The sequence below is a fragment of the Acidovorax facilis genome (genome assembly GCF_050626955.1).
Lineage (GTDB): Bacteria > Pseudomonadota > Gammaproteobacteria > Burkholderiales > Burkholderiaceae_C > Acidovorax > Acidovorax facilis.
Genome location: NZ_CP192460.1, coordinates 4708709 through 4734904, shown reverse-complemented (window position 1 = coordinate 4734904; position 26196 = coordinate 4708709). Strand labels below are relative to the sequence as shown.

Annotated in this window: 21 protein-coding genes and 1 pseudogene; 14 read left to right on the top strand and 8 right to left on the bottom strand. The window is 56.9% G+C overall.

Annotated features, from left to right (window positions below; genetic code table 11):
• Nucleotides 1-17: 17 nt before the first annotated feature.
• Nucleotides 18-152, bottom strand: a complete 135-nt coding sequence (rpmH, locus tag ACQ4MJ_RS21720; protein ID WP_005798102.1) for a 50S ribosomal protein L34 — start codon at nt 150-152, stop codon at nt 18-20.
• 430 nt (nt 153-582) lie between these two features.
• Between rpmH and dnaA the strand changes: the two genes are divergently transcribed.
• The 8 genes from dnaA to ACQ4MJ_RS21680 all read left to right on the top strand — a co-directional run bounded on the left by dnaA (nt 583) and on the right by ACQ4MJ_RS21680 (nt 10831).
• On the top strand, nt 583-2007 hold the full coding sequence (gene dnaA / locus ACQ4MJ_RS21715) for a chromosomal replication initiator protein DnaA (RefSeq protein WP_121421707.1): 1425 nt from the start codon (nt 583-585) through the stop codon (nt 2005-2007).
• A 130-nt stretch (nt 2008-2137) separates the two neighbouring features.
• Nucleotides 2138-3256 carry a DNA polymerase III subunit beta gene (gene dnaN, locus ACQ4MJ_RS21710; protein ID WP_055401227.1) on the top strand — a complete coding sequence of 373 codons (1119 nt, stop codon included), beginning with the start codon at nt 2138-2140 and terminating at the stop codon, nt 3254-3256.
• Between the two features lie 144 nt (nt 3257-3400).
• Entirely contained in the window at nt 3401-6016 is a 2616-nt protein-coding gene (gene gyrB / locus ACQ4MJ_RS21705; RefSeq protein ID WP_055401225.1) for a DNA topoisomerase (ATP-hydrolyzing) subunit B, read from the top strand.
• A 261-nt stretch (nt 6017-6277) separates the two neighbouring features.
• Nucleotides 6278-7318, top strand: a complete 1041-nt coding sequence (locus ACQ4MJ_RS21700) for a hypothetical protein (RefSeq protein WP_431151301.1) — start codon at nt 6278-6280, stop codon at nt 7316-7318.
• 9 nt (nt 7319-7327) lie between these two features.
• Nucleotides 7328-7879, top strand: a complete 552-nt coding sequence (locus ACQ4MJ_RS21695; RefSeq protein ID WP_317359953.1) for a MarR family transcriptional regulator — start codon at nt 7328-7330, stop codon at nt 7877-7879.
• Nucleotides 7880-7995: 116 nt separating this feature from the next.
• Nucleotides 7996-9117, top strand: a complete 1122-nt coding sequence (locus ACQ4MJ_RS21690) for an E2/UBC family protein (protein ID WP_431151302.1) — start codon at nt 7996-7998, stop codon at nt 9115-9117.
• Nucleotides 9114-10499 (top strand): ThiF family adenylyltransferase, encoded by a 1386-nt coding sequence (locus ACQ4MJ_RS21685; RefSeq protein WP_431151303.1) that lies wholly within the window; start codon nt 9114-9116, stop codon nt 10497-10499. The genes ACQ4MJ_RS21690 and ACQ4MJ_RS21685 overlap by 4 nt, the downstream gene beginning before the upstream one ends.
• Nucleotides 10499-10831 carry a DUF6527 family protein gene (locus tag ACQ4MJ_RS21680; protein ID WP_317359962.1) on the top strand — a complete coding sequence of 111 codons (333 nt, stop codon included), beginning with the start codon at nt 10499-10501 and terminating at the stop codon, nt 10829-10831. Before ACQ4MJ_RS21685 ends, ACQ4MJ_RS21680 begins: the two co-directional genes overlap by 1 nt.
• 488 nt (nt 10832-11319) lie before the next feature.
• On the opposite strand, the pseudogene ACQ4MJ_RS21675 reads toward ACQ4MJ_RS21680, so the two are convergent.
• From ACQ4MJ_RS21675 to ACQ4MJ_RS21655, 5 genes and pseudogenes are all read right to left on the bottom strand, one after another.
• A pseudogene (locus tag ACQ4MJ_RS21675) lies at nt 11320-12293 on the bottom strand (integrase core domain-containing protein).
• Nucleotides 12294-12435: 142 nt separating this feature from the next.
• Nucleotides 12436-14469 carry an N-6 DNA methylase gene (locus tag ACQ4MJ_RS21670; RefSeq protein ID WP_431151304.1) on the bottom strand — a complete coding sequence of 678 codons (2034 nt, stop codon included), beginning with the start codon at nt 14467-14469 and terminating at the stop codon, nt 12436-12438.
• A 35-nt stretch (nt 14470-14504) separates the two neighbouring features.
• Entirely contained in the window at nt 14505-17057 is a 2553-nt protein-coding gene (locus tag ACQ4MJ_RS21665) for a DEAD/DEAH box helicase family protein (protein WP_431151305.1), read from the bottom strand.
• 2 nt (nt 17058-17059) lie between these two features.
• Nucleotides 17060-17248: a hypothetical protein gene (locus ACQ4MJ_RS21660; RefSeq protein WP_317359971.1), complete on the bottom strand. Its 189-nt coding sequence runs from the start codon at nt 17246-17248 to the stop codon at nt 17060-17062.
• A 583-nt stretch (nt 17249-17831) separates the two neighbouring features.
• Nucleotides 17832-18698, bottom strand: coding sequence for a competence protein CoiA family protein (locus tag ACQ4MJ_RS21655; protein ID WP_431151306.1), 867 nt, complete (start codon nt 18696-18698; stop codon nt 17832-17834).
• Nucleotides 18699-18731: 33 nt separating this feature from the next.
• Between ACQ4MJ_RS21655 and ACQ4MJ_RS21650 the strand changes: the two genes are divergently transcribed.
• Nucleotides 18732-19784 carry a hypothetical protein gene (locus tag ACQ4MJ_RS21650; protein WP_431173678.1) on the top strand — a complete coding sequence of 351 codons (1053 nt, stop codon included), beginning with the start codon at nt 18732-18734 and terminating at the stop codon, nt 19782-19784.
• Nucleotides 19785-19912: 128 nt separating this feature from the next.
• Here ACQ4MJ_RS21650 and ACQ4MJ_RS21645 read toward each other — a convergent pair whose 3' ends face one another.
• Together ACQ4MJ_RS21645 and ACQ4MJ_RS21640 are read right to left on the bottom strand one after the other, a co-directional pair.
• The gene (locus ACQ4MJ_RS21645) at nt 19913-20548 is read right to left on the bottom strand and encodes a hypothetical protein (protein ID WP_431151308.1); all 636 of its coding nucleotides are present in this window, start codon (nt 20546-20548) and stop codon (nt 19913-19915) included.
• Nucleotides 20549-20550: 2 nt separating this feature from the next.
• Complete coding sequence (locus ACQ4MJ_RS21640; RefSeq protein ID WP_137745952.1) at nt 20551-21036, bottom strand: helix-turn-helix domain-containing protein; 486 nt, start codon at nt 21034-21036, stop codon at nt 20551-20553.
• 16 nt (nt 21037-21052) lie between these two features.
• Here ACQ4MJ_RS21640 and ACQ4MJ_RS21635 point away from each other — a divergent pair, with 16 nt between their 5' ends.
• The 5 genes from ACQ4MJ_RS21635 (at nt 21053) to ACQ4MJ_RS21615 (ending at nt 26182) form a co-directional block, all read left to right on the top strand.
• Nucleotides 21053-21331 carry a hypothetical protein gene (locus tag ACQ4MJ_RS21635; protein WP_395457196.1) on the top strand — a complete coding sequence of 93 codons (279 nt, stop codon included), beginning with the start codon at nt 21053-21055 and terminating at the stop codon, nt 21329-21331.
• A gap of 496 nt (nt 21332-21827) precedes the next feature.
• Nucleotides 21828-22475, top strand: a complete 648-nt coding sequence (locus ACQ4MJ_RS21630) for a TnsA endonuclease N-terminal domain-containing protein (protein ID WP_431151309.1) — start codon at nt 21828-21830, stop codon at nt 22473-22475.
• Nucleotides 22456-24447, top strand: coding sequence for a hypothetical protein (locus tag ACQ4MJ_RS21625; RefSeq protein ID WP_431151310.1), 1992 nt, complete (start codon nt 22456-22458; stop codon nt 24445-24447). Before ACQ4MJ_RS21630 ends, ACQ4MJ_RS21625 begins: the two co-directional genes overlap by 20 nt.
• Entirely contained in the window at nt 24444-25484 is a 1041-nt protein-coding gene (locus ACQ4MJ_RS21620; RefSeq protein WP_431151311.1) for a TniB family NTP-binding protein, read from the top strand. Before ACQ4MJ_RS21625 ends, ACQ4MJ_RS21620 begins: the two co-directional genes overlap by 4 nt.
• Nucleotides 25484-26182, top strand: coding sequence for a TniQ family protein (locus ACQ4MJ_RS21615; RefSeq protein WP_431151312.1), 699 nt, complete (start codon nt 25484-25486; stop codon nt 26180-26182). Before ACQ4MJ_RS21620 ends, ACQ4MJ_RS21615 begins: the two co-directional genes overlap by 1 nt.
• The last annotated feature ends 14 nt before the right edge of the window (nt 26183-26196 follow it).

Here is a 26196-nt window from a genome sequence, read left to right as displayed (position 1 = left end):
CGTAGACCGTAGCGGCCTTAGACGGCCAGGCGCTTGCGGCCCTTGGCGCGGCGTGCGTTGATAACGGCACGGCCGCCGCGGGTCTTCATGCGGACGAGGAAACCGTGGGTGCGCGCGCGGCGCGTCTTGGAGGGCTGATAAGTACGTTTCATGGTGCTATTCCTTGAGGTTCAGTTCCGGACTGCTGCTCTTGAACCCCCTGCAATCTGCGCAGCCACGCCCTGTACAACAGGACTTTGGCGGCAGATCCACGGGGCAGAAATAACGGCGCGCCGGGTCAAATCACCCTGAACACATTCAGGGAAACCCGAGATTATCGCAGGCTAGCCAGCTGCTGGCAATGCCTTTTGGCTGGCAGGCTTATCTCCGGATCACGTTTCGGCTTGTTTTATCGCGGCTTATCGCGGTTCACGGCAACTACGGCTGCAGTTTTCAATGGGTACACGCCAGCACCACAGCGCCCCCTGAACGACTATCAACACCTCTGACCACCGCAGTTTTCAAATTGTGGATAACTATTTGACAAGCTACAATCCGCCGCCCAGCCCCGTTCCTCCTATCCACAACAAGAATCCCCCTGAAATGATCGAGGAACCCTCCCGCAGCCCCCAACATTCACCCGGTGCAGATGCCGGCCAGGGCCTGTGGCAAGCCTGCGTAGAGCAACTGGCGCAAGACCTGCCCGAGCAGCAGTTCAACACCTGGATCAAGCCCCTAATTGCCCAGGTGGCCGAAGACTTCTCCAAGGTCACCGTGCTGGTGGGCAACCGGTTCAAGCTCGACTGGATCCGGGCGCAATATGCGGGCCGCATTGCCGCATTGCTCGAAGGCCTGTATGGCCAGCCCGTCACCCTGGAGTTAGCGCTCGCTCAGCGGGAATCCGTTGTACGCACTTACGCACGCCCCGCAGCGTCTGAACCATCGAACACCGCAACGCAGTCCGAACCGCCATCGAGCCACAGCGATGAAGCCTCGGCGGGCGCCTTCCGCAACCGGCTCAATGCAGGCCTCACCTTTGAGACGCTGGTGGAAGGCACGGCCAACCGCATGGCGCGCTCGGCCGCCATGCACGTGGCGGGCATGCCCGGCCACCTGTACAACCCGCTGTTTATCTATGGCGGCGTGGGTCTGGGCAAGACTCACCTGGTGCACGCTGTGGGCAACCGCCTGCTGCAGGACAAGCCCGACGCCAAAGTTCTCTACATCCATGCCGAGCAGTTTGTGTCGGATGTGGTTAAGGCCTACCAGCGGCGCACCTTTGATGAATTCAAGGAGCGCTACCACTCGCTCGACCTGCTGCTGATCGACGATGTGCAGTTCTTCGCCAACAAGGACCGCACGCAGGAAGAATTCTTCAACGCGTTCGAAGCCTTGCTGGCCAAGAAGTCGCACATCGTGATGACGTCGGACACGTATCCGAAGGGCCTGGCCAACATCCACGAGCGGCTGGTGTCGCGCTTCGACTCGGGCCTGACGGTGGCCATCGAGCCACCCGAGCTGGAAATGCGCGTGGCCATCCTGATCAACAAGGCCCGCGTCGAAGGCACCGAGATGCCCGAAGAAGTGGCATTTTTCGTGGCCAAGAACGTGCGCTCCAACGTTCGCGAGCTCGAAGGCGCGCTGCGCAAGATCCTGGCTTACTCGCGCTTCAACCAGAAAGAGATTTCCATCCAGCTCGCCCGCGAGGCGCTGCGCGATCTGCTGTCGATCCAGAACCGGCAGATTTCTGTGGAAAACATCCAGAAAACGGTGGCTGACTACTACAAGATCAAGGTCGCCGACATGTACAGCAAGAAGCGCCCGGCCAGCATCGCCCGGCCGCGCCAGATTGCGATGTACCTGGCCAAGGAACTGACGCAAAAGAGTCTTCCCGAGATCGGAGAATTGTTTGGTGGGCGCGACCACACCACCGTTTTGCATGCAGTGCGCAAGATTTCGGGCGAGCGCCAGCAGCTGACCGAGTTGAACCAGCAGTTGCATGTGCTGGAACAGACCCTGAAAGGCTGACAACCGGTGGGAGAGACCCCGAAAAGAACCCGCCCGGTAAACGGGCAAAATGGCGGGTTATACAGCAGGGGGAGGCACGACCTGTGCCGCTGTCCACGCACCGTCCCAAAAACCACAAGAGGTTGAAGACATGATCGTCCTGAAGGCAACACAAGACAAGGTTCTCGCGGTTCTGCAATCCGTGGCTGGCATCGTGGAGCGCCGCCACACGCTGCCCATCCTGGCCAATGTGCTGATCCGCAAGACGGGCAATGCCCTGCAGCTGACGACCAGCGACCTCGAAATCCAGATCCGCACCACGGCTGAGCTGGGCGGCGACACCGGCGACTTCACCACCACCGTGGGGGCGCGCAAGCTCATCGACATCCTGCGCACCATGCCGGGCGACCAGACCGTTAGCCTCGAATCGGCACAGTCCAAGCTCATCCTGAAAGGCGGCAAGAGCCGCTTCACGTTGCAAAGCCTGCCGGCTGAAGACTTCCCGCTGGTGCAAGAGTCTGCCGCCTTCGGCCCCGTGTTCGCCGTGCCGCAAAAGACGCTGAAAGATCTGCTCGGTCAGGTGTCGTTTGCCATGGCGGTGCAGGACATCCGCTACTACCTCAACGGCATCCTGTTCGTGGCTGAGGGCAAGCAGCTGTCCCTGGTGGCCACCGACGGCCACCGCCTGGCTTTTGCCAGCGCCACGCTGGATGTGGAAGTGCCCAAGCAGGAAGTCATCCTGCCGCGCAAGACCGTGATCGAGTTGCAGCGTTTGCTCAGCGATGCGGGCGGCGAGAACCAGCCCCACATCGAGATGCAGTTCGCCAACAACCAGGCCAAGTTCACCTTTGGCGGCATGGAGTTCGTCACCAAGCTGGTCGAGGGCAAGTTCCCCGACTACAACCGCGTGATCCCCAAGAACCACAAGAACAGCATCACCCTGGGCCGCGCCCCGCTGCTGGCCAGCCTGCAGCGCACGGCCATCATGACCAGCGACAAGTTCAAGGGCGTGCGCCTGAATCTGGAGCCCGGCACCCTGCGCGTGGCGTCGAACAACGCCGAGCAGGAAGAGGCCGTGGACGAGCTCGACATCGACTACGGTGGCGACACCATCGAGATCGGCTTCAACGTGACCTACCTCATCGACGCCCTGGCCAACATGGGCCAGGACATGGTGAAGGTGGAGCTTTCGGACGGCAACAGCTCTGCGCTGCTGACCATCCCCGAGAACGACAGCTTCAAGTACGTGGTCATGCCAATGCGCATTTGAGGCGGCCCCCGCCTTGCTGCACAGCCTGACCACGACGACTACCGTTTTGATAGCTGCTAGCGCTTACTGGATAAGCGCTAGAGCCCAATTTGACCCATATTGACACATTGGAAACCCCGGTTTCCACGGATCCCAAGGCCCACCATGACCGTTGACAACATTCCCTCCGAGCCCGAAGACACCGGCGTCTCCGGCCATGTTGAGCCCACCCTCGCCAAGATCGACACCAACCAGGCCGGGGCCAGCGAAAGCTACGGCGAAGGCGCCATCACCATCCTCGAAGGCCTGGAGGCCGTGCGCAAGCGCCCCGGCATGTACATCGGCGATACCAGCGACGGCACCGGCCTGCACCACCTGGTGTTCGAGGTGGTCGACAACTCCATCGACGAAGCCCTGGCCGGCCACTGCGACGACATCGTCGTCACCATCCATTCCGACAACTCCATCAGCGTGACCGACAACGGCCGGGGCATTCCGACCGGCGTGAAGATGGACGACAAGCACGAGCCCAAGCGCTCGGCCGCCGAGATCGCACTGACCGAACTGCACGCGGGCGGCAAGTTCAACCAGAACAGCTACAAGGTCTCGGGCGGCCTGCACGGCGTGGGCGTGAGCTGCGTGAACGCGCTCAGCAAGATGCTGCGCTTGACCGTGCGCCGCGAAGGCAAGGTGCACGCGCTGGAGTTCAGCAAGGGCTTCGTGCAGAACCGCATCGTGCAGACGGTGGACGGCGTGGAAGTCTCGCCCATGCAGGTGCTGGACGACACCGACAAGCGCGGCACCGAAGTGCACTTCTTGCCCGACACCGAAATCTTCAAAGAGAACAACGAGTTCCACTACGAGATCCTGGCCAAGCGCCTGCGCGAACTCTCGTTCCTGAACAACGGCGTGCGCATTCGCCTGAAGGACGAGCGCAGCGGCAAAGAAGACGACTTCTCGGGCGCTGGTGGCGTGCGCGGCTTTGTGGAGTTCATCAACAAGGGCAAGACCGTCCTGCACCCCACCTCGTTCTACGCAGCGGGCGAGCGCCCGGCCGAGACGTATGGCGGCATCCCTGGCACCCACATCGGCGTGGAAGTGGCGATGCAGTGGAACAGCGCGTACAGCGAGCAAGTGCTCTGCTTTACCAACAACATCCCCCAGCGTGACGGCGGCACCCACCTCACCGGCCTGCGCGCCGCGATGACCCGCGTCATCAACAAGTACATCGAAGAAAACGAGTTCGCCAAGAAGGCCAAGGTCGAAGTGACCGGCGACGACATGCGCGAAGGCCTGTGCTGCGTGCTCAGCGTAAAGGTGCCCGAGCCCAAGTTCAGCAGCCAGACCAAGGACAAGCTGGTATCGAGCGAAGTGCGCGCCCCCGTGGAAGACATCGTGGGCAAGCTGCTGACCGATTACCTGCAGGAGCGCCCGGCCGACGCCAAGATCATCTGCGGCAAGATCGTGGAAGCCGCCCGCGCCCGCGAAGCCGCCCGCAAGGCCCGCGAAATGACCCGCCGCAAGGGCGTGCTCGACGGCATGGGCCTGCCCGGCAAGCTGGCCGACTGCCAGGAAAAAGACCCGGCCCTGTGCGAGATCTACATCGTGGAGGGCGACTCCGCCGGCGGCTCCGCCAAGCAAGGCCGCGACCGCAAGTTCCAGGCCATCCTGCCGCTGCGCGGCAAGATCCTGAACGTGGAAAAGGCCCGCTACGAAAAGCTGCTGACCAGCAACGAAATCCTCACGCTGATCACGGCCCTCGGCACCGGCATCGGCAAGGCCGGCGGCACCACGGGTGGCGATGACTTCGACGTGGCCAAACTGCGCTACCACCGCATCATCATCATGACCGACGCCGACGTCGACGGCGCCCACATCCGAACCCTGCTGCTCACCTTCTTCTACCGCCAGATGCCCGAGCTGGTGGAGCGCGGCCACATCTACATTGCCCAGCCACCGCTGTACAAGGTCAAGGCCGGCAAGGAAGAGCTGTACCTGAAGGACGCCCCCGCGCTCGACGGCTTCCTGCTGCGCATTGCGCTCAACCACGCCAGCGTGACCACCGGCGGCGCCAACCCACAAACGCTGACCGGCGACACCCTGGCCGAACTGGCGCGCAAGCACCAGATCGCCGAGAGCGTCATTGCGCGCCTGGGCAACTTCATGGACGCCGAAGCCCTGCGCGCCATTGCCGACGGCGTGAGCTTGAAGCTCGACACCGTGGCCGACGCTGAAGCCAGCGCCGTGGCCCTGCAGGCCAAGCTGCGCGAACTGAACACCACCGGCGCCCCCGCCGAAGTGGCTGGCGAGTTCGACGCCCGCACCGACAAGCCCCTGCTGCGCATCAGCCGCCGCCACCACGGCAACATCAAGAGCAGCGTCATCACGCAAGACTTCGTGCACGGCGCCGACTACGCCGCCCTGGCCGAAGCCGCAGAGACCTTCCGCGGCCTGCTGGGCGAGGGCGCCAAGGCCCTGCGCGGCGAAGGCGAAAAGCAGAAGGAAGAAAAAGTCGGCGACTTCCGCCAGGCCATGAAGTGGCTGATCAGCGAAGCCGAACGCAGCACATCCCGCCAGCGCTACAAGGGCTTGGGCGAGATGAACCCCGAGCAGCTGTGGGAAACCACGATGGACCCCAACGTGCGCCGCCTGCTGCGCGTGCAGATCGACGACGCGATCGAGGCGGACCGGGTGTTCACGATGCTGATGGGGGATGAGGTGGAGCCGCGGCGGGATTTCATTGAGACGAATGCGCTGCGGGCGGGGAATATTGACGTTTGAGCATCGTGTAGGTTCTCGTTGATCTTGCAAATATTCTCAGCACTTGCAAATAGCGCTAAACAAAACGCCCAATCATGTTGGGTGTTTTTTAGTTTGTTCAACTAGAGCATCCCGCGTCCCGCCCAGTAGTACCCTCATCTGCAGATTACCGGTCAATCCAACACGTCTTGCTTTTCCGCTCGCGAAGACCTTTATCATCGGAAGATGTGGTGGCACCTACTGACATATCTCGGCAAAAATCCTGGTACTAAAGCCAAGGATATGGCCGCCGTTCTGGGTCAGGAGAAAGCTGCAGTCAACAAGATCCTGTACGAACACAGCGACAAGTTTCTCCGAAACGATGACTTTGAATGGTCGGTGATTGGCTCTGAAGAGCTACAAATAGAGTTCCCCAAAGACACATGGCTGTCTTCCAAGGATTTCGAGGCCATCCTTTCTAGAAACTGCACGCCTTGGCATGATGACTGCGAAAGTGTGGTCTTCGTGTTCAAAAAGGAGTCCAGGCTGCTGCTCGACGCGCTTGCCAGGCTGCTGGCAATATGTAATCAGCTTGACGCTGCGGGAAAGCGAGTGTCTCTGGATTTCAGTGAATGTCTTAGCACCCGCAGCTACCTTGATCGAATGGACTTCTTCGAAGTGCTCGGATCGAATATAGCGGTCCTTCCAAAGCGGCCGAATGCTCGACGCGGGGCACTCTATCAAGGCAAAAACGATGGCGTAATTGAGCTCCGCACCATCGACCCGGCAGAGCCGAACAACGAGATTCCGCGTCTCCTAGAACGTAGCTTCGTAAATTGTGTCAGCGAGAGCTACTCGACGCTGGCCTTGACCGTCATCGGCGAACCGTTCAAAAACGTGTTGGATCACTCACACTCAAGTCTCGCAGGCTTCGCAGGATTGCAGGCCTATAGACAAAGAACACGTATCCAGGTGGTGATTTCTGACAACGGGCTGGGTATCGTCGGCACGCTTCAGCCTATCTTGCATAGGCGATATCCAGACATCGCGGCGCGCATCACAAGGTCAAACGAACATTCAGGCATCGCCTTGCTCAAGGAGGTGTTTTCCACGGGCCAAATCAGCCAAGTAGATGAGGATGGCCGAGGCACAGGTCTGAAGATGTCGGGCGACCAAGCTCGGAAATATCACGCTAGGATTTCTGTGCGGCAAAAAGACTTTGAACTATGCATCGACCATCGGCCCGAACGTACGCGCTACACCCCATACACGAACCTAGTTCGTATTGATGGTACTCATATCAGCTTCGACTTCAAGCTTGACGGACGTACAATCGGCGATTAAATTAACCATATGAACCAGAACTCCATCGTTGTGAAGCTTCGGACATTCACGGATAGCGATAGGCCGTTCGGGAACAGCGAAGGTAGGGATACCTTCCGAAAGCTATCGGATTTTGTAGAGGGAAAGCATGGTGTGTGCGTCTTCGGCATCTCGTTTGATGGCATCACCGCAACGGACGCTTCCTTCGCACGTGACAGTGTTGTTTCGCTGGCTAAGCAGCTTAGAGGCGAGCGGGGCTTCTATCTCACCGACCTTAAGAACCGCGACCTTATCGACAACTGGAGCTATGCCGCTAAGGCGAAAGATCAGCCTTTGGTGATTTGGTCAGGCCAGCAGTTTGAGGTTATAGGCCCTGACCTCACGCCCGCGACTCGCACCTTAGTCGAGTATGTTCTAGGCAAAGGGGAAGCGCTTGCCTCCCAAGCTGCAGCTGACCTGGGCATTTCCGTTCCCAACGCAAGCACCCGGCTCAAGACGCTGGTGGCCCAAGGCTATCTTCTACGCGTCGAAGAAGGTGCCGAGTCGGGCGGCATCGAGTTCAAGTACAAGCCAATCCGCTGATTCTGATTAAACTGCTTGCATTAAGCAGAAGTTTTAGTGTACGATCTAACCCAGCTCGAGGCATCAAGTCGCGAGCGAAGTTAAACAGCTTCATTGAAGCAGAAAGGTCTACCAATATGGAAACGACTCTCCCCGCCGCAGCTCCGCTCGGCACCGCCAACGCTCAAGCACACGATATTCACGTGATCCGTGATGAACTATGCGTAGTCGAGGCTGTCCCTGTGCCGCGCCACTCTCTAGAAGGGAAGGACATACTTGCCGCCGCAGGCCGTCCGGCTGACGCCGACCATATCGTGCTGCAGGTCCTCAAGACCGGCGGTCTCGAAACCATCCGCCTGCACGAGCAGGCAAATCTTGCGCTGGGCACCAAGTTCGTCTTGGCTACCGGCGACCGCCTCTACCGCTTCGGCGTCGGCGTCGGCGAAGACTCCTACGAGTGGCCCTATCGCTTCATTTCCGGCCAGTTGATCCGTGAGCTGGCGGCTGTGCCCGACAACCAGCAAATCGAGATCCTCCGCAATGGTGTTGCAGCCGTGGTGCTGCCAGCCGAGCGTATTGATCTCGCTGAACCCGGCGTTGAAAATTTCGCCAAGGTCACCAAGGTCTGGAAGCTCAAGGTCCACGGCGTGATACAGGAATGGGACAAGCCCGAGGTCAAGGTTGCGGACGCGCTGGCTCGCGGAGGTTACGACCCGAAGTCGTGGGACATCCTCCTAATCGTGCAGGGCGAGAAGACGAAGGTGACGCCCGACTACGTGGTCGACCTGCGCACCCCAGGGATCGAGAAGATCCGCCTGATGCAGCGCACTGTCATCAACGGCGACGGCCAGACGCTGGCGGCACGCCGTCAGTTCAAGGTGTTGGCCGACGACGAGAAGTTTCTCGACGACCTCGGTCTGCGTTGGGAGACTGTGCTCGAAGCCGAACGCCGCTGGCTGCTGATACACGACTACCAACTACCGGTCGGTTATGCGCCCTCGGTGGTCACCCTGGCTCTTGATATCCACCGAGAATACCCGGTCACTCAAATCGACATGTTCTACTTCACGCCGTTCGTGCGCCGCGCCAACGGCGCCGAGATCCCCAGCACTCAGGTGAGGGCCATGATTGGTGGCATGGAGTTCCAGGGTTGGTCGCGCCACCGTACGGAGGCCAGTAAATGGGATGAGCACACCGACAATGTGCGGTCCCACATGGTGCTGGTCGACACCTGCTTGGCCAAGGAGTTGGACGAATGATCCCGCGTGCGACTCTGACCCTGACGGTGGCCGCGCATGCGCAGCTGCTGGCTCACCTCTTCCCCGGCGACGGCAAGGAGGCAGCAGCTATCCTGATCTGTACGCGCGTGCCTGGCCCGCGCCTGCGGATCCTGGTCCGTGACGTTATCGAAGTACCGCACGAGGCCTGCACCAACCGCACAGACCGCACGTTGGCTTGGCCGGGCAGCTATGTCGAACAGGCGATTGATGTCGCGGAACGCGATCGCCATGGCATCCTGCTCCTGCACTCCCACCCAGGTGGCTACGCGGCGTTCTCCGATACCGACGACGAAAGCGACCGCAGCATCATGCCCTGCATCTTCGATGCGTTCGAAGGGCTGCACGGTTCCGCGGTGATGCTGCCCAATGGCTGCATCTTCGCAAGGCTCTATGACCAGCACGGCAGCCACACGCCCGTGGACATGGTGTCGATCGCCGGCGACGATATCCGCTACTGGTGGCGCGACGACCTCCTGAACTCAGCGCAGCGCCCGATGGCCTTCACGTCCGGCATGACCAGCGAGCTTTCGCGGCTCACGGCCTGCATCATCGGCGTGTCCGGCACCGGGTCCCCTGCGGCAGAGCAGGTGTGCCGCCTGGGATTTGGGCGCGTGATCGGTATCGACTTCGACCGTATGGAGCGAAAGAACCTCAATCGGATACTGAATACCACTCTCGCCGACGCCGTCGCCGGCCGCTCGAAAGTGGTCACGTTCAGTGAACGCGCCAACCAGTACCGGGAGGCGCCCTACTTCGAGGGGGTAGATGCCAACGTCATGACAAGGGGCGCGGTGCTGGCCGCCGCGCAGGCCGACGTCATCTTCTGCTGCGTTGATTCGCTCCGGGGGCGCATGGTGGCCGACCGCATCGCGGCCGCCTTCCTGCTGCCGCTCATCGATATCGGCGTCGCAATTCCGACCCGGAAAATGGGGGATGGTGTCGCCATCGCAGAGGTTTGCGGCCGCATCGACTACGTTTTTCCGGGCGGCAGTTCTCTGCGTGACCGTAGTGTCTACACGCCCGAGACGCTGCTTGCCGAGTCGCTAGCCGAGGTGGATCCTGCGGCTCACGCCGAACAGGTGAAAGCAGGCTACATCCAGGGGCTGCCGGAGCAGGCACCGTCCGTCATCGCGCTCAACATGCGGGCGTCCAGCGCCGGGGTGCTGGAATTCATTGCGCGTGCGTACCCCTACCGCCATGAGCCGAATGGTCTCTACGCCCGGACGGACTTCATGCTCGCGGAAAACATTCAGGAATTTACGGCCGAAGATGCCTTCAAAACGAAGCCGACATCGCTGCTTGCCAGCGGTGCAGCCGAGCCGCTGCTGGGCCTGCCGGCGCTTAGCACGGAGGGCGTCTGATGCGCTGGGTCAGCGGTTTCTGGCAGGCGCTTAAGGCATGGGCCGCGCCAACCCGCCGGGTCGCGGTGGTCGTGGAGGGCGACACGCCCACCTCGCTGCCGCGACTTGACCTCGTGCTGCTCACCGAGGGGGGTGAGCCATGGTCAGCGGTCATGCTTTGCCCCTGCGGCTGTGGTCAGACTGTCGAGCTCCCGCTTCTGCCCCAGGTTAAGCCGAGGTGGAGTCTGGAGGTCGACGCCCAGGGGCTGCCGACACTACGTCCTTCGGTCTGGCTGACGGGCGGGTGTAGGTCGCATTTTTTTCTGCGCAAGGGGAAAATCATCTGGGTGTGATGCGCCGAGAAAAATATCTAGCGCTAGTTTCAACTCTGAGCCATTGGATTGGCCCCACCGAAAGTGGTGGTGAGCTTCTTTGCTTTGCTGGCGAGTGACCGGAGATGTCAGATTGCAGCAGTTCGTTCACCGAATCCAAAGAATGGGATGTGATAAGTCGAGTTCAATCAGCGAATGTCCTCTTCAATGGTTTTTGTTTATTGTTCTACCGATGGATGCAGAGCATCATTTCCTTGGCGAGATATTTGACTAAAGTGAAGGTGCCGTGAATGACGAAGTCACGCGGAATGCGGGCGTACCAGCTCTCGACCAGGTTGAACCACAACGAATATGTTGGGGTAACTTATTCAGCGTACCGACAGCAGCCTCTGCTACCGCAGCGCTCTACGAATACTGGGGTGCAAACATGTAAACCGAACTGCCAGCTGCGTGCGTTGGAGAATGGCTTAGGTTGGCTCGCGCCCTTTCTCGGTTGCGGTCAAAAGTACCTAGCTGTCGCATACAGGACGGTTATATGGCCGCTTGAGAAACAGGTGCGGGTGAGATGCGTGCCACTCCTTCATGGCCTGCATCGGCGTACTGCGTTTGAGCGCTGACTGCGGCAACTGGTGGTTGTACAAGGCCACACAGCGCAGCAAGGTCTGCTCCATGTCTTCGCGGCTGTTGAACCTGTGGGTCTTCAGAACATAAGCAATGCGGCCGTTAAACCGCTCAACTACGCCGTTGGTTCTGGGCGTCCTGGGCTTGTGGTCAATCGGTGCTCTACGCCCAGCTCTTGGCACAGTTGATCTAACTCATGGTTGCCGCTGGGTTCGCGTTCCTTGCTAGCAAACAGACGGTCCGTGGACTCTTTGCCGTTGTCGGTCTGCAGTCTGGTGATCCTGATAGGACATGCCTTGTGCAATGCCTTCAAAAAAAGGACTGCGCACTGGCGGCTGTCTTGTTGGTTTTGAGTTACACGAACACCCATCGGGTAGCCCAGTGGATGCCGACGAACAGGTAGCGCCGTTGCGATTCGTTCTGCATCTTGGGCAGATACTTCAGGTCCATGTGCACATAGTCAGGCTCGTAGCTCTTGATGGCCTTGTAGGCCACCGCAGGCTCCTGGGGCTTGAGGGCCTTTATGCTCCCCGCTCCATGGCGGCGCAAGCACCTGTCCAGCCCGGAGCGTGAGACGGGTTGGCGGAGAAACTCCCGTGTCACGGCCAGCGGGTCATCCAAAGGCAGCAGCAAGGTACGCCGCAAGTGAACCACCACTGTTTCTTGTGCTGGCGTGAGCACCGTCTGCGGGTGGTGGGCAGTGTGAGAGCGGTCTGCAAAGACGGAACGCGTCTTCCACTTGTAGACCCTCTGCTCAATGAGCCCAAAGCGCTGAGCCAGGACGCTGGCGGGTTCATCACTGGGTGCGATCTCGGCACGCACGGCGGGCGTGGTGCGGGCGTTCTTGCAGGGCTATCAACATGGCTCCACTCCCTGGATGGATTGCAAGGACTCTATCAACTCTTGCAGATTCCCTCGGGCCATGAAGATTGGATAGCGTTTGGAGTCTATGCAATCGTCCGGGATGCGACACTTAACTTTTAACAGCGATCCAAAAAAATTTATTATGAGATATTCAACGAAGGGGATACTTTTTGAATGGCTAGCAGTTTTCCAATCTGCTTCCTGATCTCCGATACAACATCCTCGGATGATGGAATGCCAAAATTGATCTCATCCCCAATGGCGCTCAGCTTATCGGCAGCTTCTTTCGCTAAAATTCCGCGGACTATTCTTCTTTGCTCGTCGATGTGTGGCAATGGAATGAGAATCTTTTTTAGCGCATTCTCGTCCAAGGTGACATTCGTGGCTCCGCACATCATCGGTACCAAGAGCTCATCTTTGAACTTGGATAAGTACTCATGGACGTATCTGATCTCTACTTCCTCAGCATTCATTGCTTCTAGACAGCACATCGTATCTGCTAGAGCAAATTTGCCTTCTTGATAATGTAGGCGCTTGATGTCGGCCTTACCATGACCCGAAGATGAAACGAGCGGGATGCAGCTAGCCTTGAAATCAAACGAATAATCTACCGACGCCTTCCTATCTGTTGCAGGAACCACGAGCGGAAATTCACCAGGAGGTGTGTTCATATTTGAATGTCTCCCCCTGTGAATATAACAAAGCTTGCCGAGCTCTTTTGCCCCAGGCATACGTTTTCGAAGATCTTGAAATGTGCGCTCAAGCATGTACCACCTTCCAACTAGGTGACATCCAGCAGAAGCGAGAATATTTTCTCTGCTAACCATGATAAAGCTCGGTCGTGAAATTTGAGAGGTGTCTTCTAGTTTTCCTCGCCTGAAATTCTCTATCAGCTCTAGGGCCGAAGGAAGTTCGTTGTCCTCAACGGCTTGCCTTGTGTCTGTTTGCGTATACCCATCCGCACCAATGTTAATGAATAAAATTCTCTCCGTACTTTTGGCGAATTGTTTGTCAATGATAAGAATATGCGTTTTAACACTGGCGTACGGTTTGAAAACGCCGTGAGGCAATTCAATAACTGCGATCAAAGATTTTTCTTGAATTAATCGCCTCCGCATCCCGACGTAAGCCGATTGACCAACAAAGACAATGCCTTCAGGAACAATTACTCCGGCCTTCCCTATGGGTGACAAGTGTTCTGCAATATAGTCAAGGAAAAGTAACTCAGCGCGCTTCGACTGTAGGCTGAATTTTTTGTGCGGTTTGATCCCACCCTTTGGGGTCATAAACGGTGGGTTGGCTAAAATTGCGTCATAGCTCTCTTGCCAGTGATCCTCCTGAGTTAAGGAGTCATACTCTTCGACCAGTGGCGATCGGAAACCGTGTAAATATAGATTTACTAATGAAAGCCTCACCATATCGGGTGAAATGTCGAAGCCTTTGATGTTTTGGTGAATTCTCTGACGCTCAACGGGAGTCAAAAGACTCCCGCTATAATGCATTGGGCTTTCAATTGATGTCTCCGCAACTGAAGCTCCTTGCTGCATTTGCCAGTTGTTTTGCTCTTTGATTGGCGAGTTCTCCCGGAGGATGTGCTTGTACGCCGAGATCAGAAATCCCGCAGTGCCGCAAGCGGGATCCAGAATCCTGTCATTCTTTTTCGGTCCAACGGCTTGGACCACGAAGTCAATGATGTGGCGCGGCGTGCGAAATTGACCTGCATCGCCTTGGCTACCCAACACTGAAAGCAGATATTCAAAGGCGTCACCCAATCGCTCGGAATGGTCGTAGGAGAATCCATCGATTTCCTTCAAAAACGCCTTCAGCGTTTCCGGGTCGCGGTACGGCAGGTACGCGTTTTTGAAGATGTCTCGGAACAGCGCAGGCAGGTGCGTATTCTCAGTCATCTTGCCAATGGCCTCAGAGTAGAGGTTCAACGTGTCCTGGCCGCCCAGGCTAGGCGCCAGCAGTTTGCTCCAGCTGTATTTCTCAAAGCCATTGACGAAGAAGCTGCGCTTGCCGCCGAACTCTTCTGACTGGGCATCCATGTCGTCCATGAACTTGTAGATCAGTGCGATGGTGATCTGCTCGACCTGACTTTTGGGGTCGGGCACCTTGCCGACGAGGATGTCTCGGCAGGAATCGATTCGGCGTTTGGTGTCGGTATCCAGCATGGTGTTGTTCTTCTAGCTCAGCCGCCTACGGCGGCTTACATAAATTGGTTTAGCGGTACATAGTCTTTGACGTACTCAGGTATGCCTTCGCGCCACTCAGACGGCACAGCACGTAGGTCACCCACGCCGAAGGCCGGGTTGACGTTCAGCTCGCCAAAGCGCTTGTCGTCGATGATGGCCCGCAGTGCTGCATCGGTGGCATACGCCTTGAAGAAGTACTTCATGGCCAAGACCGCTGCACCCTGGTCTTCAGCCAGCTTGCTCTGGTTGGCCAGCAGGAACTCCTGGAATTCATCTTCCAGCAATTCATCTTTGCTCTTGAAGTATGGGATCAGGCCGAAGATCTTCTGCAAGATTTCCTTCAGACTCAGACGCCGATCTACTCCAGCTGCGCGACGCAGCTTTTCCAGGTTGAAGTACTCTGTCGGTTTGTCGAACAGATGGCTGGCCACATAGTCTAGGGCCAGCTCCCACTGCTCGTTTTCAACTTGATGTTGCAACACTGGGTCTGCCTTGACCTGCTCCTCGAATTTCTCGAAGAACATTCGATCGATTTTCATGCCTTCGTGGCCGATTTGGTGCTCGGCTACATGGTGCATGGCATCGACGCCTGTGTGCTCGTACATGCCAGTAGTTCGCGGAGGTGGTGGTGGCTCACCACCCTGTCCATCACCCTCAGCACTTCGGGCCGGGAGCTTCAGAACCTCGTCGTAGTCGAACTTTTCCTCGAAGTACTCGCAGTTGGCGAAGAAGTCGAAGAACTTGAACCGGGTCTTTTCAGGCTCGGTGATCAGTGGCTTCAGATCGTCATCGAACAACTGCTCAAGGAAGTTGTGCTTGCGAGTGCCGCGCCCTTTGATCTGCACAAAATCGGACGGCGAGTACACCGGGCGCATCAATGCCAGGTTCAAGATGTCCGGGCAGTCGTACCCAGTGGTCATCATGCCCACGGTGACGCAGACGCGTGCCTTGCTGGTCTTGTATGAGGCATTGAAGTTGCCCCAGCCCAACAGGTTGTTGTTAGTGAAGTTGATGGTGTACTGCTGTGCATCTGCCACGCTGGATGTGACCTGCACCGCAAAGTCTGACTGGTACTTACCGGGCCAAAGCACTTCCGCCAGCTCGTTTAAGTCCTGGGTGAGCTTGGCTGCATGGTTTTGACTGACTGCGAACACCAGACCCTTGCCGAACTCGCCTGTCACAGGGTCACGCAGACCGTTCTTAATGAAGGTCTGGCAAAACAGCTCGTTAGTTGCATTGGAGAAAAACTTTCTCTCGAAGTCCTTTGAAACGAAGCTTTGTTCCTGCTGCCCATCCTCGCCGACGGGAGCCATCACAGCATAGCCCTGCTCGGACAACAGCTTGGTGGTGATGTCGGTCCTGGCATCGACCACAACAGGGTTGATCAGGAAGCCGTCCTTGACGCCATCCAGCAGCGAGTAGCGGAAGGTAGGCTGCCCGGAATCGCAACCGAAGGTGCGGTATGTGTCCAGCAGCAGGCGGCGCTCGTGCTCGCGCGGGTCGCGGGTATTGGGCTTATTCGCGTCAAAGCTCTTCAGATAGTCGCGCGGTGTCGCTGTCAGGCCAAGCTTGTAGCCAACGAAGTACTCGAATACCGCGCGGGCATTGCCGCCGATGGATCGGTGGGCTTCGTCCGAGATGACCAAATCGAAGTCAGTGGGTGAGAACAGGCGCTTGTATTTGTTGTTGAACAACAGCGACTGCACCGTGGTGACAACGATCTCTGCTTTACGCCAATCGTCACGGCGTTCTTTGTAGATGACTGTGGCGTAGTCGTTCTTCAGATAGTCCTTGAACGCCTTGGCAGCTTGATCCTCCAGCTCTAATCGATCCACCAGAAACAGTACGCGTCTGGCGTTGCTCGTGCGAAGGAACAGCTTGATGACGGCAGCAGAGGTCAGAGTCTTGCCAGTGCCAGTCGCCATTTCAAATAGGAAGCGGGTAGCCCCACCCGCTACGGCAATTTGAATTTCATTCAGTGCTTGCTTTTGATAAATGCGTAGAAAGCGGAGCTTGTTTTTCGCTATGAAGTCCTGACGTTCGTCAACATTTAGCCACCCGGCCTCTCTTTCGTAAGCAGGCATTTGGGTTTGGACAATGTAGTCGCACCCGATTGATTCAGCGACCAGTCGCTTCAGATCAGGCTCAAACTTCCGGTAACTCTGGAGGGAGTCAGGCGAAGGGAAAACAGTAATGACGTGCGGATTCCCCTGCTTTAAGTCCCAGAAGTAGTGAAGGTTACCGTTTGAAAGGATCACAAACCGGCAGTTCAACGACCTAGCATACTTGCGCGCCTGCTCCTTGCCCACTAGAGGATTCTTGTCTTCAGACTTGGCTTCCAGGACAACCTGCGGAAAGCTCTTGTTGTCCAGAAGCAGGAAGTCAACAAAGCCGTTTTTGGTTGACTCGAAGTTCTCGCCCAGATCGTTGATTTGGTCCTGGCTCAGCTTGACATTCGGCTCTAAAGCCACGTTAGCTTTACCCTTGGCATCCTCGAAAAAGCGCCAACCAGCGGACTCCAGCAGCTTATTGATTTTGATGCGCGCTTGCGCTTCGGCTTTCGCCATTCTTATGCGCCTCCGTCAGCTGGCTTATGTTGATTGCCCAGCTTGAGGTGGTGCGCACGGGCGTATTCCAGCACAAGGATTTCGATCATAGAAGCAACTGATCGACGCTCACGGTCAGCCGCCAAGCGCAAGAGCTTCTTGATATCGGCGGAGGTGCGGATGGAAAGGCTCTCGTCTTTCAGGCGTGACATGGAAGTTGTCTCCTCAATGGGGCCATGCAAATGTACTGCCTTCGCGATGTCCATAGCGCGTAGTGCAATTGGCGTGCGCAGGTTTGCGCAGCGGTGGAGTCCGCGAGAAATGTTCCTTGAATGCGAAATCCGGATTATTCGGACAAGGAGGCAAGCTGAGGCATACTTAACGCTGAACGACTGCAATCCGATGCGTCTTCCAGATCGTTGAAGGGTAGCTAGCTGCTAAGTCGAAAGCCGCGCTATGCTCCAATCGACAAGCAATTGGGCACGCCGGGCCTCAGGCGCGAAAACCGGCTGGCGCCGGCTTCCCCCTCGCGCGTCAAGTGGTATGCCACATGCCAAAGCAAATCAGTTGTTGCGCGTCATGTAGCACCTGCCATACGGCGCCTGGGCGTGGGGCAGGTGCGAACTACAGTGGCGTTGAGCCATGGCTTGTTGATTTCCACACAGAAGTGCTTCCCTAACCCAGTTCGCTTCTAGAAAACAAATAGTTTATGCCGTTCATGGTGCGAAGCTCATTGCAGTAGGTAGGCTCGCCATGTGTTCACATGCCGCCAAGCGCTCCAAGTCATGTTCGGCACTATGCGGCTGAAGCAATGGTGCGCAGCTGCAACCGAGCCTCCTGCGCCCTGAAGCGTGGAATGACCCAGCTATGGTACGCCTCACGGTACCGACCAAAATGTGCGCGTGCGACGGTTCGTACAACAGAGACAACGTCTGGGTCATATCGCACCGCTTTGATGGCGATATCTCCGCTGGGCAGCTCTTTTACCGATATCCAACGTCCATAGATCGTCACGATTTCCTCCGGGAGGAACCGTTGCGTAGGGGCGTTCTCAGTAGAAGCATCTACCGGCTGCTCGGCCTCAACGTTCTCGGGCCAGAGCCAAGCTTTTCCCGCAACATCTTCCAAGATGGCGTGTTTGACTTTGGCAACATCAAAGGCGGTGGGGGTGAACGCACAGAGATCAATCTCCAAAGCAGGTAGTTTTAGTTGCTCATAGGCTAGGCACTTGTCCGCACCGCAAAAAGACGAGTAGGCGACTTCAATGGCCACCTTCACCCCTGCAGCCGTCGCCGCCAACAAGTCGGGCCGCAACTCTCCAACAACAACTTCCTCCTCGATGTCAGTGCATGCCAACAGGATAGATTGATCTAACCGTCCGCCGAATCCCAGCGCTTGAGATGCAGCGGGAGTCACTGGTACTACCAACCCTCGGGCTTCGATGATCACTCTCTTGGCAAAGTGGTGCAGATCTGATTCGTAGCTAGAAGCGCAGGGCTCGGCGTTAGAGCTGTGCGCAAAGTGGTGCTCCCTGAGTTCGCCCTGCCGCGCAATTACTGGCTCACCGCAAACGGCACATCGACAATCACAAGCCAAGCCGCGCTCGACCTCGCTCACATGAACAAAACGATTGGATTCGTGCAACGCGAATAGTGACAACATAGGGATTCCAAGAGTTGAGTGGAGGAAAACCAAGTGTTGCGATCCGAATCCCTGCCAACCAGCCCTGAACCGGTTGCCAACGGGTTGACCCAGCCCACTTTTCGCGATCTGTTGCTGTGTATGCGCGACTGGCTGGACGTACAGCGCGATGAAGCCACGGCATCGAGGCTTGTGCGCGCATTGGTGAGCGAATCCATCACCCTAAGTGCCAATTCCAAGGGGGGACAGCCGCCTGAATTCGATGCACAGGAGCTCGCCGAGGCTTGCGATATGCCGGAGCAGGAAGACTATGAAGCGTCCTCGACCAAGGTCAAAAACGCTAACTTGACACGTTATCTCGAAAGTCGCCGATCAAGCGTCGAAGCCTTCTTTGAGGGACGAGGTTTCCGCCATGCGCTTCGACTAAAGAAACTGTCTCCCGGTGGTCGGCATCGTGCGCGATGGCTTCTGGAGGTCTACTCATTCGAAAATAATGATGACGCTGCAGAGGGGCAACCCGATGATCAACTAGTTGAAATCCTTTCAGATACCGACAAACAACAGATCAAGTACGTGTACGCTGAAGCAGGCTTAGTGAAGTGCTCATTCATCGCTAAGCCACTGCTTGGCACAGGATCGTTCAAGATCAAATCAGTTCGGGGCTTGGCATTCGGGGGCACCATCCTCCTGCCAGCGCTGTGCGTACTGTCGCTAGCTGGGGTTGGGTGGTTGCACCTTTTGGTCCACCGGCCATTGGCAACTTCAGACCTGGCCTTTGCCGTATTAGCGATTCTGAACAGTTGGATCTTGGCAAAAGCAATCCGCGATGGCTGGTGGCTGCTTTCAGATCGAATCGCTCCGGCGTCGGAGGTGCTGGTCAGTTGGAGGGAAGCCCCCGCTCAACTGGAAAGCTTTAGGGCGGGGGACGAGCGCGTTATCGGTTTGGTTCGGTATACCGCCACTTGTCCCGAATGCTCAGCAGCGGTTGAGTTGCGTTACGGGGAGGGACACGAACGGCGTCGGCTATTTGGCTGTTGCGTGGAGTCACCTCAGGAGCATGTGTTTACCTTTGATCGGGTTACCAGACGCGGCAGGCGTATTCGGTAACCGCGCTCAACCAAGCCATTGCGTCCTGGTTGCAACCGAACTGTATTGGGCAAGACACGTATCACCAGACAGTGTTCATCTACACCATCCGTTTGTGAAGAGACGCGTTAGTGAGAATCGCTGCAGAGCTAACGTTGATGCTGACGCTGCTCTTGCATTGAAATGACAGTAGCACTCTCGACGTTGTGCTGCTCCCCAAGGCGCTCAATGGTTTCGCCCGCGCTCGCTGCAGCGTCAAGCGCACGAGTCGTATACAAGCCCCATCCGGGCCAGATCAGCCAAAAGAGGAACGTCAACCCTCCAGCAACGGCGGCCCTGACCTCCCACCTAGCAGGTGACGAGACGACTTGGGCCATCAGCATCAGCCAAATTGCCAGAAAAATCCCCAGAGCAGACATCGCGAGAAGCGTGTAGCCCCAACCACGACGAACCTGCACCTTGTCGCTGACGCGAACGACATCTCGGTTCAGAGCCAGCACTCGAAGGTCAGACCTGGATGCCCCGGCCCGTTCGCTAGCCTCCAGGACGCGCATAACTACAGGATCAGAAGGTCTCCAATATCTGGCCCCTTTTACTAGCTTGCGATGCCGCTCAGTGAGCTGACGCACAGGCATTGAGTCCTCACCGAACTCCTCCAAAGCATTTGCCAGCTTTTTCTCATTGCGCCGAATCTGCCATTCTGTCCACCAGACGCCGGACCAGAAGCGATCCCGCGCTTTAAGAAACCCTTTGGCCGCATCCTTCAATCTAGAAGCAACAGCCATCATCAAGTGCCCGTCAGCCTGCGCAGCTCATCGCGCAATGAATCCAAGCTCTGGTCCTGACTGCTTTTGTCCTTGAGCGACGCACACAAGAGTTGAAAGAAGCGAGCTCGAATCTCGAGTGGCAGAGGCTCGCCATCCTCATCCACGCAGAACTCATCTACGATCCGATAGATGTTCAGCAACGCTAGACCGCTGACCATCAATTTGTCGCTACCGGCAGCCACCTGTCGAGAGCCGCTGACCAAGTAGGAGACATCGACACCAATTCCACGTAGCTTTTCCAAGTAAGCCACGTCGGGGGAGCGGATGTCGGTTTCATAGATGTGCTGAGTGGTACGGGCAACACCACCGACTTCGGCGAACTGCGTCTGACTTAGCCCCAGGCGGTCTCGCTCTTCTCTCAGCCGGCTCCCGAACGATTGGGAGTTGACGCAGCCGGGCGGGTTGATATGGTGTCCTGAATTCAGAACATTTTTGCCCGTTTTCATATTTTCTCTGCCCATAATGACCCAGATCGTACCAGTTTGTACTGTTGCTGACGTGCGTGCTGAGTTCAAGAAACGCGGGATCAGCGTGAGCGAGTGGGCACGTGTGCGCGGCGTTTCCGCCCAATTGACCTATCAAATCCTTGCCGGACGCAAGGCTGCCATCCGAGGTCAAAGCCACGAAATCGCCGTTTTACTGGGTCTAAAACCCGGTCTGCTTGGCAATGCCGATGAACTTCGGTTTGCTCACACCCCACCTATGACCGACTTGGCAGACAGCCAGTCCGAACAGTCATAAATTCATTTCTCGGCAGCCCAAGGCTGCCTTCCCCGCAATGATGAAACAACCAATCTCTCTCAAGGAGCCCAGCATGTCGCCGTAACTGCCAGCTGGGAAAGCACAACGCCCCGAAACCGTTGACGCGGTAGCGGGGCGTTTTGACGTGCAAGCAAATGGCTCTGCTTGTCTGCATTGTCTAAACGTACAGACGCGCTGTCAAGCGCGAGCGCTGCGGGCCAGCTCGCGCCTACGTACTGCTCTCCCACTCCCCTCAGAAGCCCAATTTCGTCCGCCGCACAGCGGCGGTGACTAGGTGCGCGCCCTTCCGGCGCAGTGGAGAGAAAACATGACTGCAAACCAATGACCTGAGACGGCCTTCGCCGTCACCAGACACCCTGCGACCCCGGCCTACGACCATAGAAAGGCGGCGGTTCGCAGTCCAGTTCATTTATTTCAACGGCATTTGCCCCTCACTTTTCACAGGGGCGGGCCCGACCATTCCTCAAAGAACAACATGAGAGCAAGAAAAGTCATAACCCGCAGCGGGCGCGGCATCCGGGGAAAGTTTCCCAGCAAAAAACTGCAAAAGCAGGTTCATTGGGAAACGCCTCTTGAGCGAGATGCAGCGCTGCTGTTCGAGTTGCACCCGCTCATTGCGTGGTACCAGGAACAGCCGAGCGAAGAGACGTACTACGACGAATGCGGAAAAATCCGCATCTGCTATCCAGACTTCTTGCTCCGCCTCGCCGACGGAAGCGAGGCGTGGATCGAAGTGAAGCGCAAAGTTGATCTTTCGCGCACCAAGATCAAGCGAAAGCTCGAACTGATCGCCCTTCGGTTCGCCGAGCAAGGACGCAGCTATCGAATTCTCAGCGAGGACCAAATTCGCCGGGAGCCGCTACACACCAATCTAGAAGAGCTATGGAAGGCCACGAGAGCCGTCCGGATTGACACGAGCGTGCATTCAGTCGTGAATGGTCTGAGTAACCACCGGCTTTATACGACGGCGGAGCTATCGGTACTTTTGGGCGACGAACAAATGGTCCGTGCGCTCATCGCGCGCGGCCAGCTGCGGACAAATCTTGAGCTGCAGCTCACTCCAGAGAGCAAGGTATGGACCGCACTGAACAAGGAGGCCGGCGATGGTGCGTTTCTCCTTTAGAAAGGGCCTTCGATTCCTGCAGGGCACGAAGATCTGGACGCTTCTCAAGCGTACGGCTACCTCCAAATTGCAGTTCGAACACGAAGACTCGGGCGACATCGAAGTCCTCACGGAGCAAGACGTGTATCGCCGTTGGTCCGATGCGACCTGGGAGGTCGACGAAACGTCACTTGGACCGACTAAAGAGCTCATCTACCTAGCAACACCCAAAGATCTTCGTTCACTCAAATCAGAGCAGCAAACAGAGGTAAAGCGAAAGCTCGAATACCTGAACCGAGCGCAGAAGCTCATGATGGAAGCGCCCAAGGGCTTTGTTTGCGATCCGGAGCGCCTCACCAAAGCTATACAGGTCATAGCCTTGGAGCAGGGCGACCAGACACCTCCTAATTGGTCCACGTTGTGGCGGTGGTGGACTGCGTTTCGGGCGACCCGTTGCTTTTCAAAATTAGTGGACCGCCGCTGCCGCAACCATTTCAAGACGGACCCGGTCCAATACAGCGTCTTCGAAGAAGTGGTCAACGAAGTCTTCTTGAACAAGCAGCGGATGCCCGGCAAGGCAGTGGCGGAGGGCGTAGCAGACCGCTTCGCGCGAATGAACCGTAGCTTGCCGCCTGATCAACAGCTCAAGCCACCGTCCAAGTCCACCATATACCGATGGCTCAACTCCCTGTACCGGGCTGTAGTGGACAGGGCTAGAGAGGGTGGCTCCTACACAGAACGGGAACTCCGAATTGTCACAGGGACGCTGAAGGTCAAAGACATTTTGGAGCGATGGGAGATCGACCATACGCCTCTCGATGTCCTCGTCGTGTGCCGCATCACGCGGATGGTCTTAGGTCGCCCATGGCTCACCTTGGTGATTGATCGCAAGAGCCGCATGATCATGGGCTTCTACATCAGCTTTCATGCGCCCTCCGCCTATTCGGTTCTATATGCGTTGCGCATGGCAATCCGCCCCAAGGATGAGCTGGTCGGATCCATCAAGGGAATCAGGAACCCCTGGCCCGCACGCGGTCTACCCGGAAAAGTCGTGGTGGACAACGGCATGGATCTGCACTCCGATGCTGTCGATCTGTTCGGTTTGGAAACGGGAATCGAGATTCAATTTTGCCCAGCTGCGCATCCTGAGTTGAAAGGTGCGATTGAGCGAGTCTTCGGCACCCTCAGCAGGGACTTGTTTCATCAGATGCCTGGGACCGTTTTTCACTGTGTTGACGAAAGGCGCGACTATCCGTCGGAAGAAACCGCTGCCTTGGACATCGACACCGTAACCCACATCCTTGTGAAGTGGATCGTGGATGTCTATCACTGCACGCCCCACAAAGGTTTGCAGGGAAAAACACCCTTATCTGTCTGGCAAGAACTCGAAGGAAAACGAGCCTTTGATTTGCCTGCATACCCGAGACAGCTTGATTTGATGGTCGGTCAAATCGCTAGTCGCACGCTATTTCACTACGGGGTTGAGTACGACCATGTTCGCTACAACTCTCCCACCCTTGGCTCGCTTCTTGAACGCTCGCGCGAAAAGCTTGTGGTCCAGATCCGGGTCTATGAACACGACATTTCGTACGTCGACGTACTCATGCCAGATGCGGACGAGTACATCCGTGTTCCGGCGAATGACCAAGAGTACTGCGAAGGTCTGAACCGTCACTCTCACCTGCTCGTGCGGCGGCAGGTGGTCAAACGCTTTGGCGATGAATGGACCCAGCAGCAGCTGCGCGAAGCCAAGGCAGAGATCCAGCAAATGATCGCCGACACGTTACGCAGCCACAAAACTGCCAACCGCAAAAAGGCTGCAGCCTTCTCAATGCAGGACAGCGATGCGGCAACCGCAGCCCGTGCAAGCGACGCCATGGATCAGGCGCTCGAGCCGTTGATTCTGGATAAAGCTCCACCGCTTCCCGTCCTAGCTCAGTCTACGTTGCTTCCTAAGTTCAATATCAGTACACAAAGCCTGGAGATGGCATGAGTAAATTTGAAAAACTCCGCATGCTTGGCCTCGCAAACAATGCAAACCCGGAGGACCAGACCCACTACATGTTCACGGTGCGCGATCGCATTATTGAACACGGCAGCTTTACGAAGGTTGTGCGAGCTATCGCTCAAGCGCACGAAAGATGGACGCTCGCAAAGGTCCCTGCGGCACTGCTGATCCACGGCCAGAGCGGCTGCGGAAAATCAACTGTCCTTCGGTACTACCTGCAGCAGTTTCCACGCCAAACCACTCCTCGGAAGACTGTCATTCCCATCCTGAAGGTGGTTACGCCCGAGGCTCCCACAGTCCGTTCGTTCACAGAAGCCGTACTGGTAGCCCTAGGCGACCCGGCAGCGGCACGTGGCTCAGCCGCCGTGAAAACCCAGCGCATCATGCATTTCGTGAGGGAGTGCGAGATTCAACTGTTTCTGATTGATGAATTTCATCACTTCTGCGACAGCAAGCGAACCGAATATCGACGGGTGACCGACTGGCTGAAAAACCTCATCAACGAATGCGGTGTACCCGTCGCGCTCTTTGGTTTGCCACGGGCAATTTCTGCGCTGAATTCCAACGAACAACTCAGGCGTCGATTCTCTTCTCCGATACATCTTGCGGAGTTCGGATTCACTACAGCCGAGGAACAACTCACCTTCCGAAGCGTTCTTCAGCATCTGCAGTCACTCATGCCCTATCAAAAGGGATTGAATTTGAGCGATTCCGATGTGGCAATGCGCTTTCACTTCGCCACCAACGGCTTGATCGACTACGTAGTCAAGTTAATTGATCAACTCGTGGTTGCCTCGGCTGGTGATCCGGACCCCACTGTGGACTACAAAGCTCTGCAACAAGCGTTCAAGGTCCAGATCTGGGCAGATGTTCCCGACGCACTCAATCCATTCAATCCGACCATCACACCGCGTCGGTTGGATCAGGCAAACGAGCCATTCTTTATCTGGGATGACCCTACCGCCTACACCCTTAGCCAACGCGCAAGGGCTGCATCCGGGTCTGGGAAGCGGAAGAAGTGATGGAAACATGCATCCCAATCTTGCTGTTGACTCCGCCTCTTGAAGAGACAGAAAGCTTACTTGCGTACATGTACAGGGCGGCTGAAGCAAACGCATATCCACGTTTTTATGTTGGCAATCCGCTTGCTCTGGCGCATTCGTTTTTGAGTCTTCTTGGAGATCGAAATCTAGATTTGAGCCTTGAACTCCGCCGTCGCTTGACGCCTGCACCAATTCTCGCTGTGAAACGATCTATGAAGCCATCGTTCTCCCGCCTTGGAGGGGATCAGCTGCCTTTTTCCGCCATACGCACCGGCACCCGCAACGTGTGTCCACGCTGCCTCGCCGAGCAGCCGTGGTGTCGCGGTGAATGGGAACTGAAATCGTACGTCGCGTGTGGAAGGCACGGTGTGCGCCTCGTGGATCAGTGCGACAAGTGCAAAGGAAAGCTCTATTGGAGGCGAACAGAGCTCACTCGTTGCTTCTGCGGAAGATCGCTCGCCGATATAGAAACACGAGGCGCAGTGATGTGGGAAACCCTGTGGTCCGTTCAGGTCGAGATTTCTTTCCGTGAATCCATCAACAACTTCCATCGCTTGAAGTCGCAGAGATTGACTGATACCCCGATGCGCCTGTTCCATCTTTTGGAAATGGCCAATGCAATCCGGGCTGGCTACTACCTCGCTTGCAGTCAAGGGGATGGACTATCACCCGACTAAAGCAAGTGCACAGA

What these genes read in the sequence shown, in the direction of transcription:
- rpmH (WP_005798102.1), bottom strand. Translation starts at nt 152, where the DNA reads ATGAAACGTACTTATCAGCCCTCCAAGACGCGCCGCGCGCGCACCCAC.
- dnaA (WP_121421707.1), top strand. Translation starts at nt 583, where the DNA reads ATGATCGAGGAACCCTCCCGCAGCCCCCAACATTCACCCGGTGCAGAT.
- dnaN (WP_055401227.1), top strand. Translation starts at nt 2,138, where the DNA reads ATGATCGTCCTGAAGGCAACACAAGACAAGGTTCTCGCGGTTCTGCAA.
- gyrB (WP_055401225.1), top strand. Translation starts at nt 3,401, where the DNA reads ATGACCGTTGACAACATTCCCTCCGAGCCCGAAGACACCGGCGTCTCC.
- ACQ4MJ_RS21700 (WP_431151301.1), top strand. Translation starts at nt 6,278, where the DNA reads ATGGCCGCCGTTCTGGGTCAGGAGAAAGCTGCAGTCAACAAGATCCTG.
- ACQ4MJ_RS21695 (WP_317359953.1), top strand. Translation starts at nt 7,328, where the DNA reads ATGAACCAGAACTCCATCGTTGTGAAGCTTCGGACATTCACGGATAGC.
- ACQ4MJ_RS21690 (WP_431151302.1), top strand. Translation starts at nt 7,996, where the DNA reads ATGGAAACGACTCTCCCCGCCGCAGCTCCGCTCGGCACCGCCAACGCT.
- ACQ4MJ_RS21685 (WP_431151303.1), top strand. Translation starts at nt 9,114, where the DNA reads ATGATCCCGCGTGCGACTCTGACCCTGACGGTGGCCGCGCATGCGCAG.
- ACQ4MJ_RS21680 (WP_317359962.1), top strand. Translation starts at nt 10,499, where the DNA reads ATGCGCTGGGTCAGCGGTTTCTGGCAGGCGCTTAAGGCATGGGCCGCG.
- ACQ4MJ_RS21670 (WP_431151304.1), bottom strand. Translation starts at nt 14,469, where the DNA reads ATGCTGGATACCGACACCAAACGCCGAATCGATTCCTGCCGAGACATC.
- ACQ4MJ_RS21665 (WP_431151305.1), bottom strand. Translation starts at nt 17,057, where the DNA reads ATGGCGAAAGCCGAAGCGCAAGCGCGCATCAAAATCAATAAGCTGCTG.
- ACQ4MJ_RS21660 (WP_317359971.1), bottom strand. Translation starts at nt 17,248, where the DNA reads ATGTCACGCCTGAAAGACGAGAGCCTTTCCATCCGCACCTCCGCCGAT.
- ACQ4MJ_RS21655 (WP_431151306.1), bottom strand. Translation starts at nt 18,698, where the DNA reads ATGTTGTCACTATTCGCGTTGCACGAATCCAATCGTTTTGTTCATGTG.
- ACQ4MJ_RS21645 (WP_431151308.1), bottom strand. Translation starts at nt 20,548, where the DNA reads ATGGCTGTTGCTTCTAGATTGAAGGATGCGGCCAAAGGGTTTCTTAAA.
- ACQ4MJ_RS21640 (WP_137745952.1), bottom strand. Translation starts at nt 21,036, where the DNA reads ATGAAAACGGGCAAAAATGTTCTGAATTCAGGACACCATATCAACCCG.
- ACQ4MJ_RS21635 (WP_395457196.1), top strand. Translation starts at nt 21,053, where the DNA reads ATGACCCAGATCGTACCAGTTTGTACTGTTGCTGACGTGCGTGCTGAG.
- ACQ4MJ_RS21630 (WP_431151309.1), top strand. Translation starts at nt 21,828, where the DNA reads ATGAGAGCAAGAAAAGTCATAACCCGCAGCGGGCGCGGCATCCGGGGA.
- ACQ4MJ_RS21625 (WP_431151310.1), top strand. Translation starts at nt 22,456, where the DNA reads ATGGTGCGTTTCTCCTTTAGAAAGGGCCTTCGATTCCTGCAGGGCACG.
- ACQ4MJ_RS21620 (WP_431151311.1), top strand. Translation starts at nt 24,444, where the DNA reads ATGAGTAAATTTGAAAAACTCCGCATGCTTGGCCTCGCAAACAATGCA.
- ACQ4MJ_RS21615 (WP_431151312.1), top strand. Translation starts at nt 25,484, where the DNA reads ATGGAAACATGCATCCCAATCTTGCTGTTGACTCCGCCTCTTGAAGAG.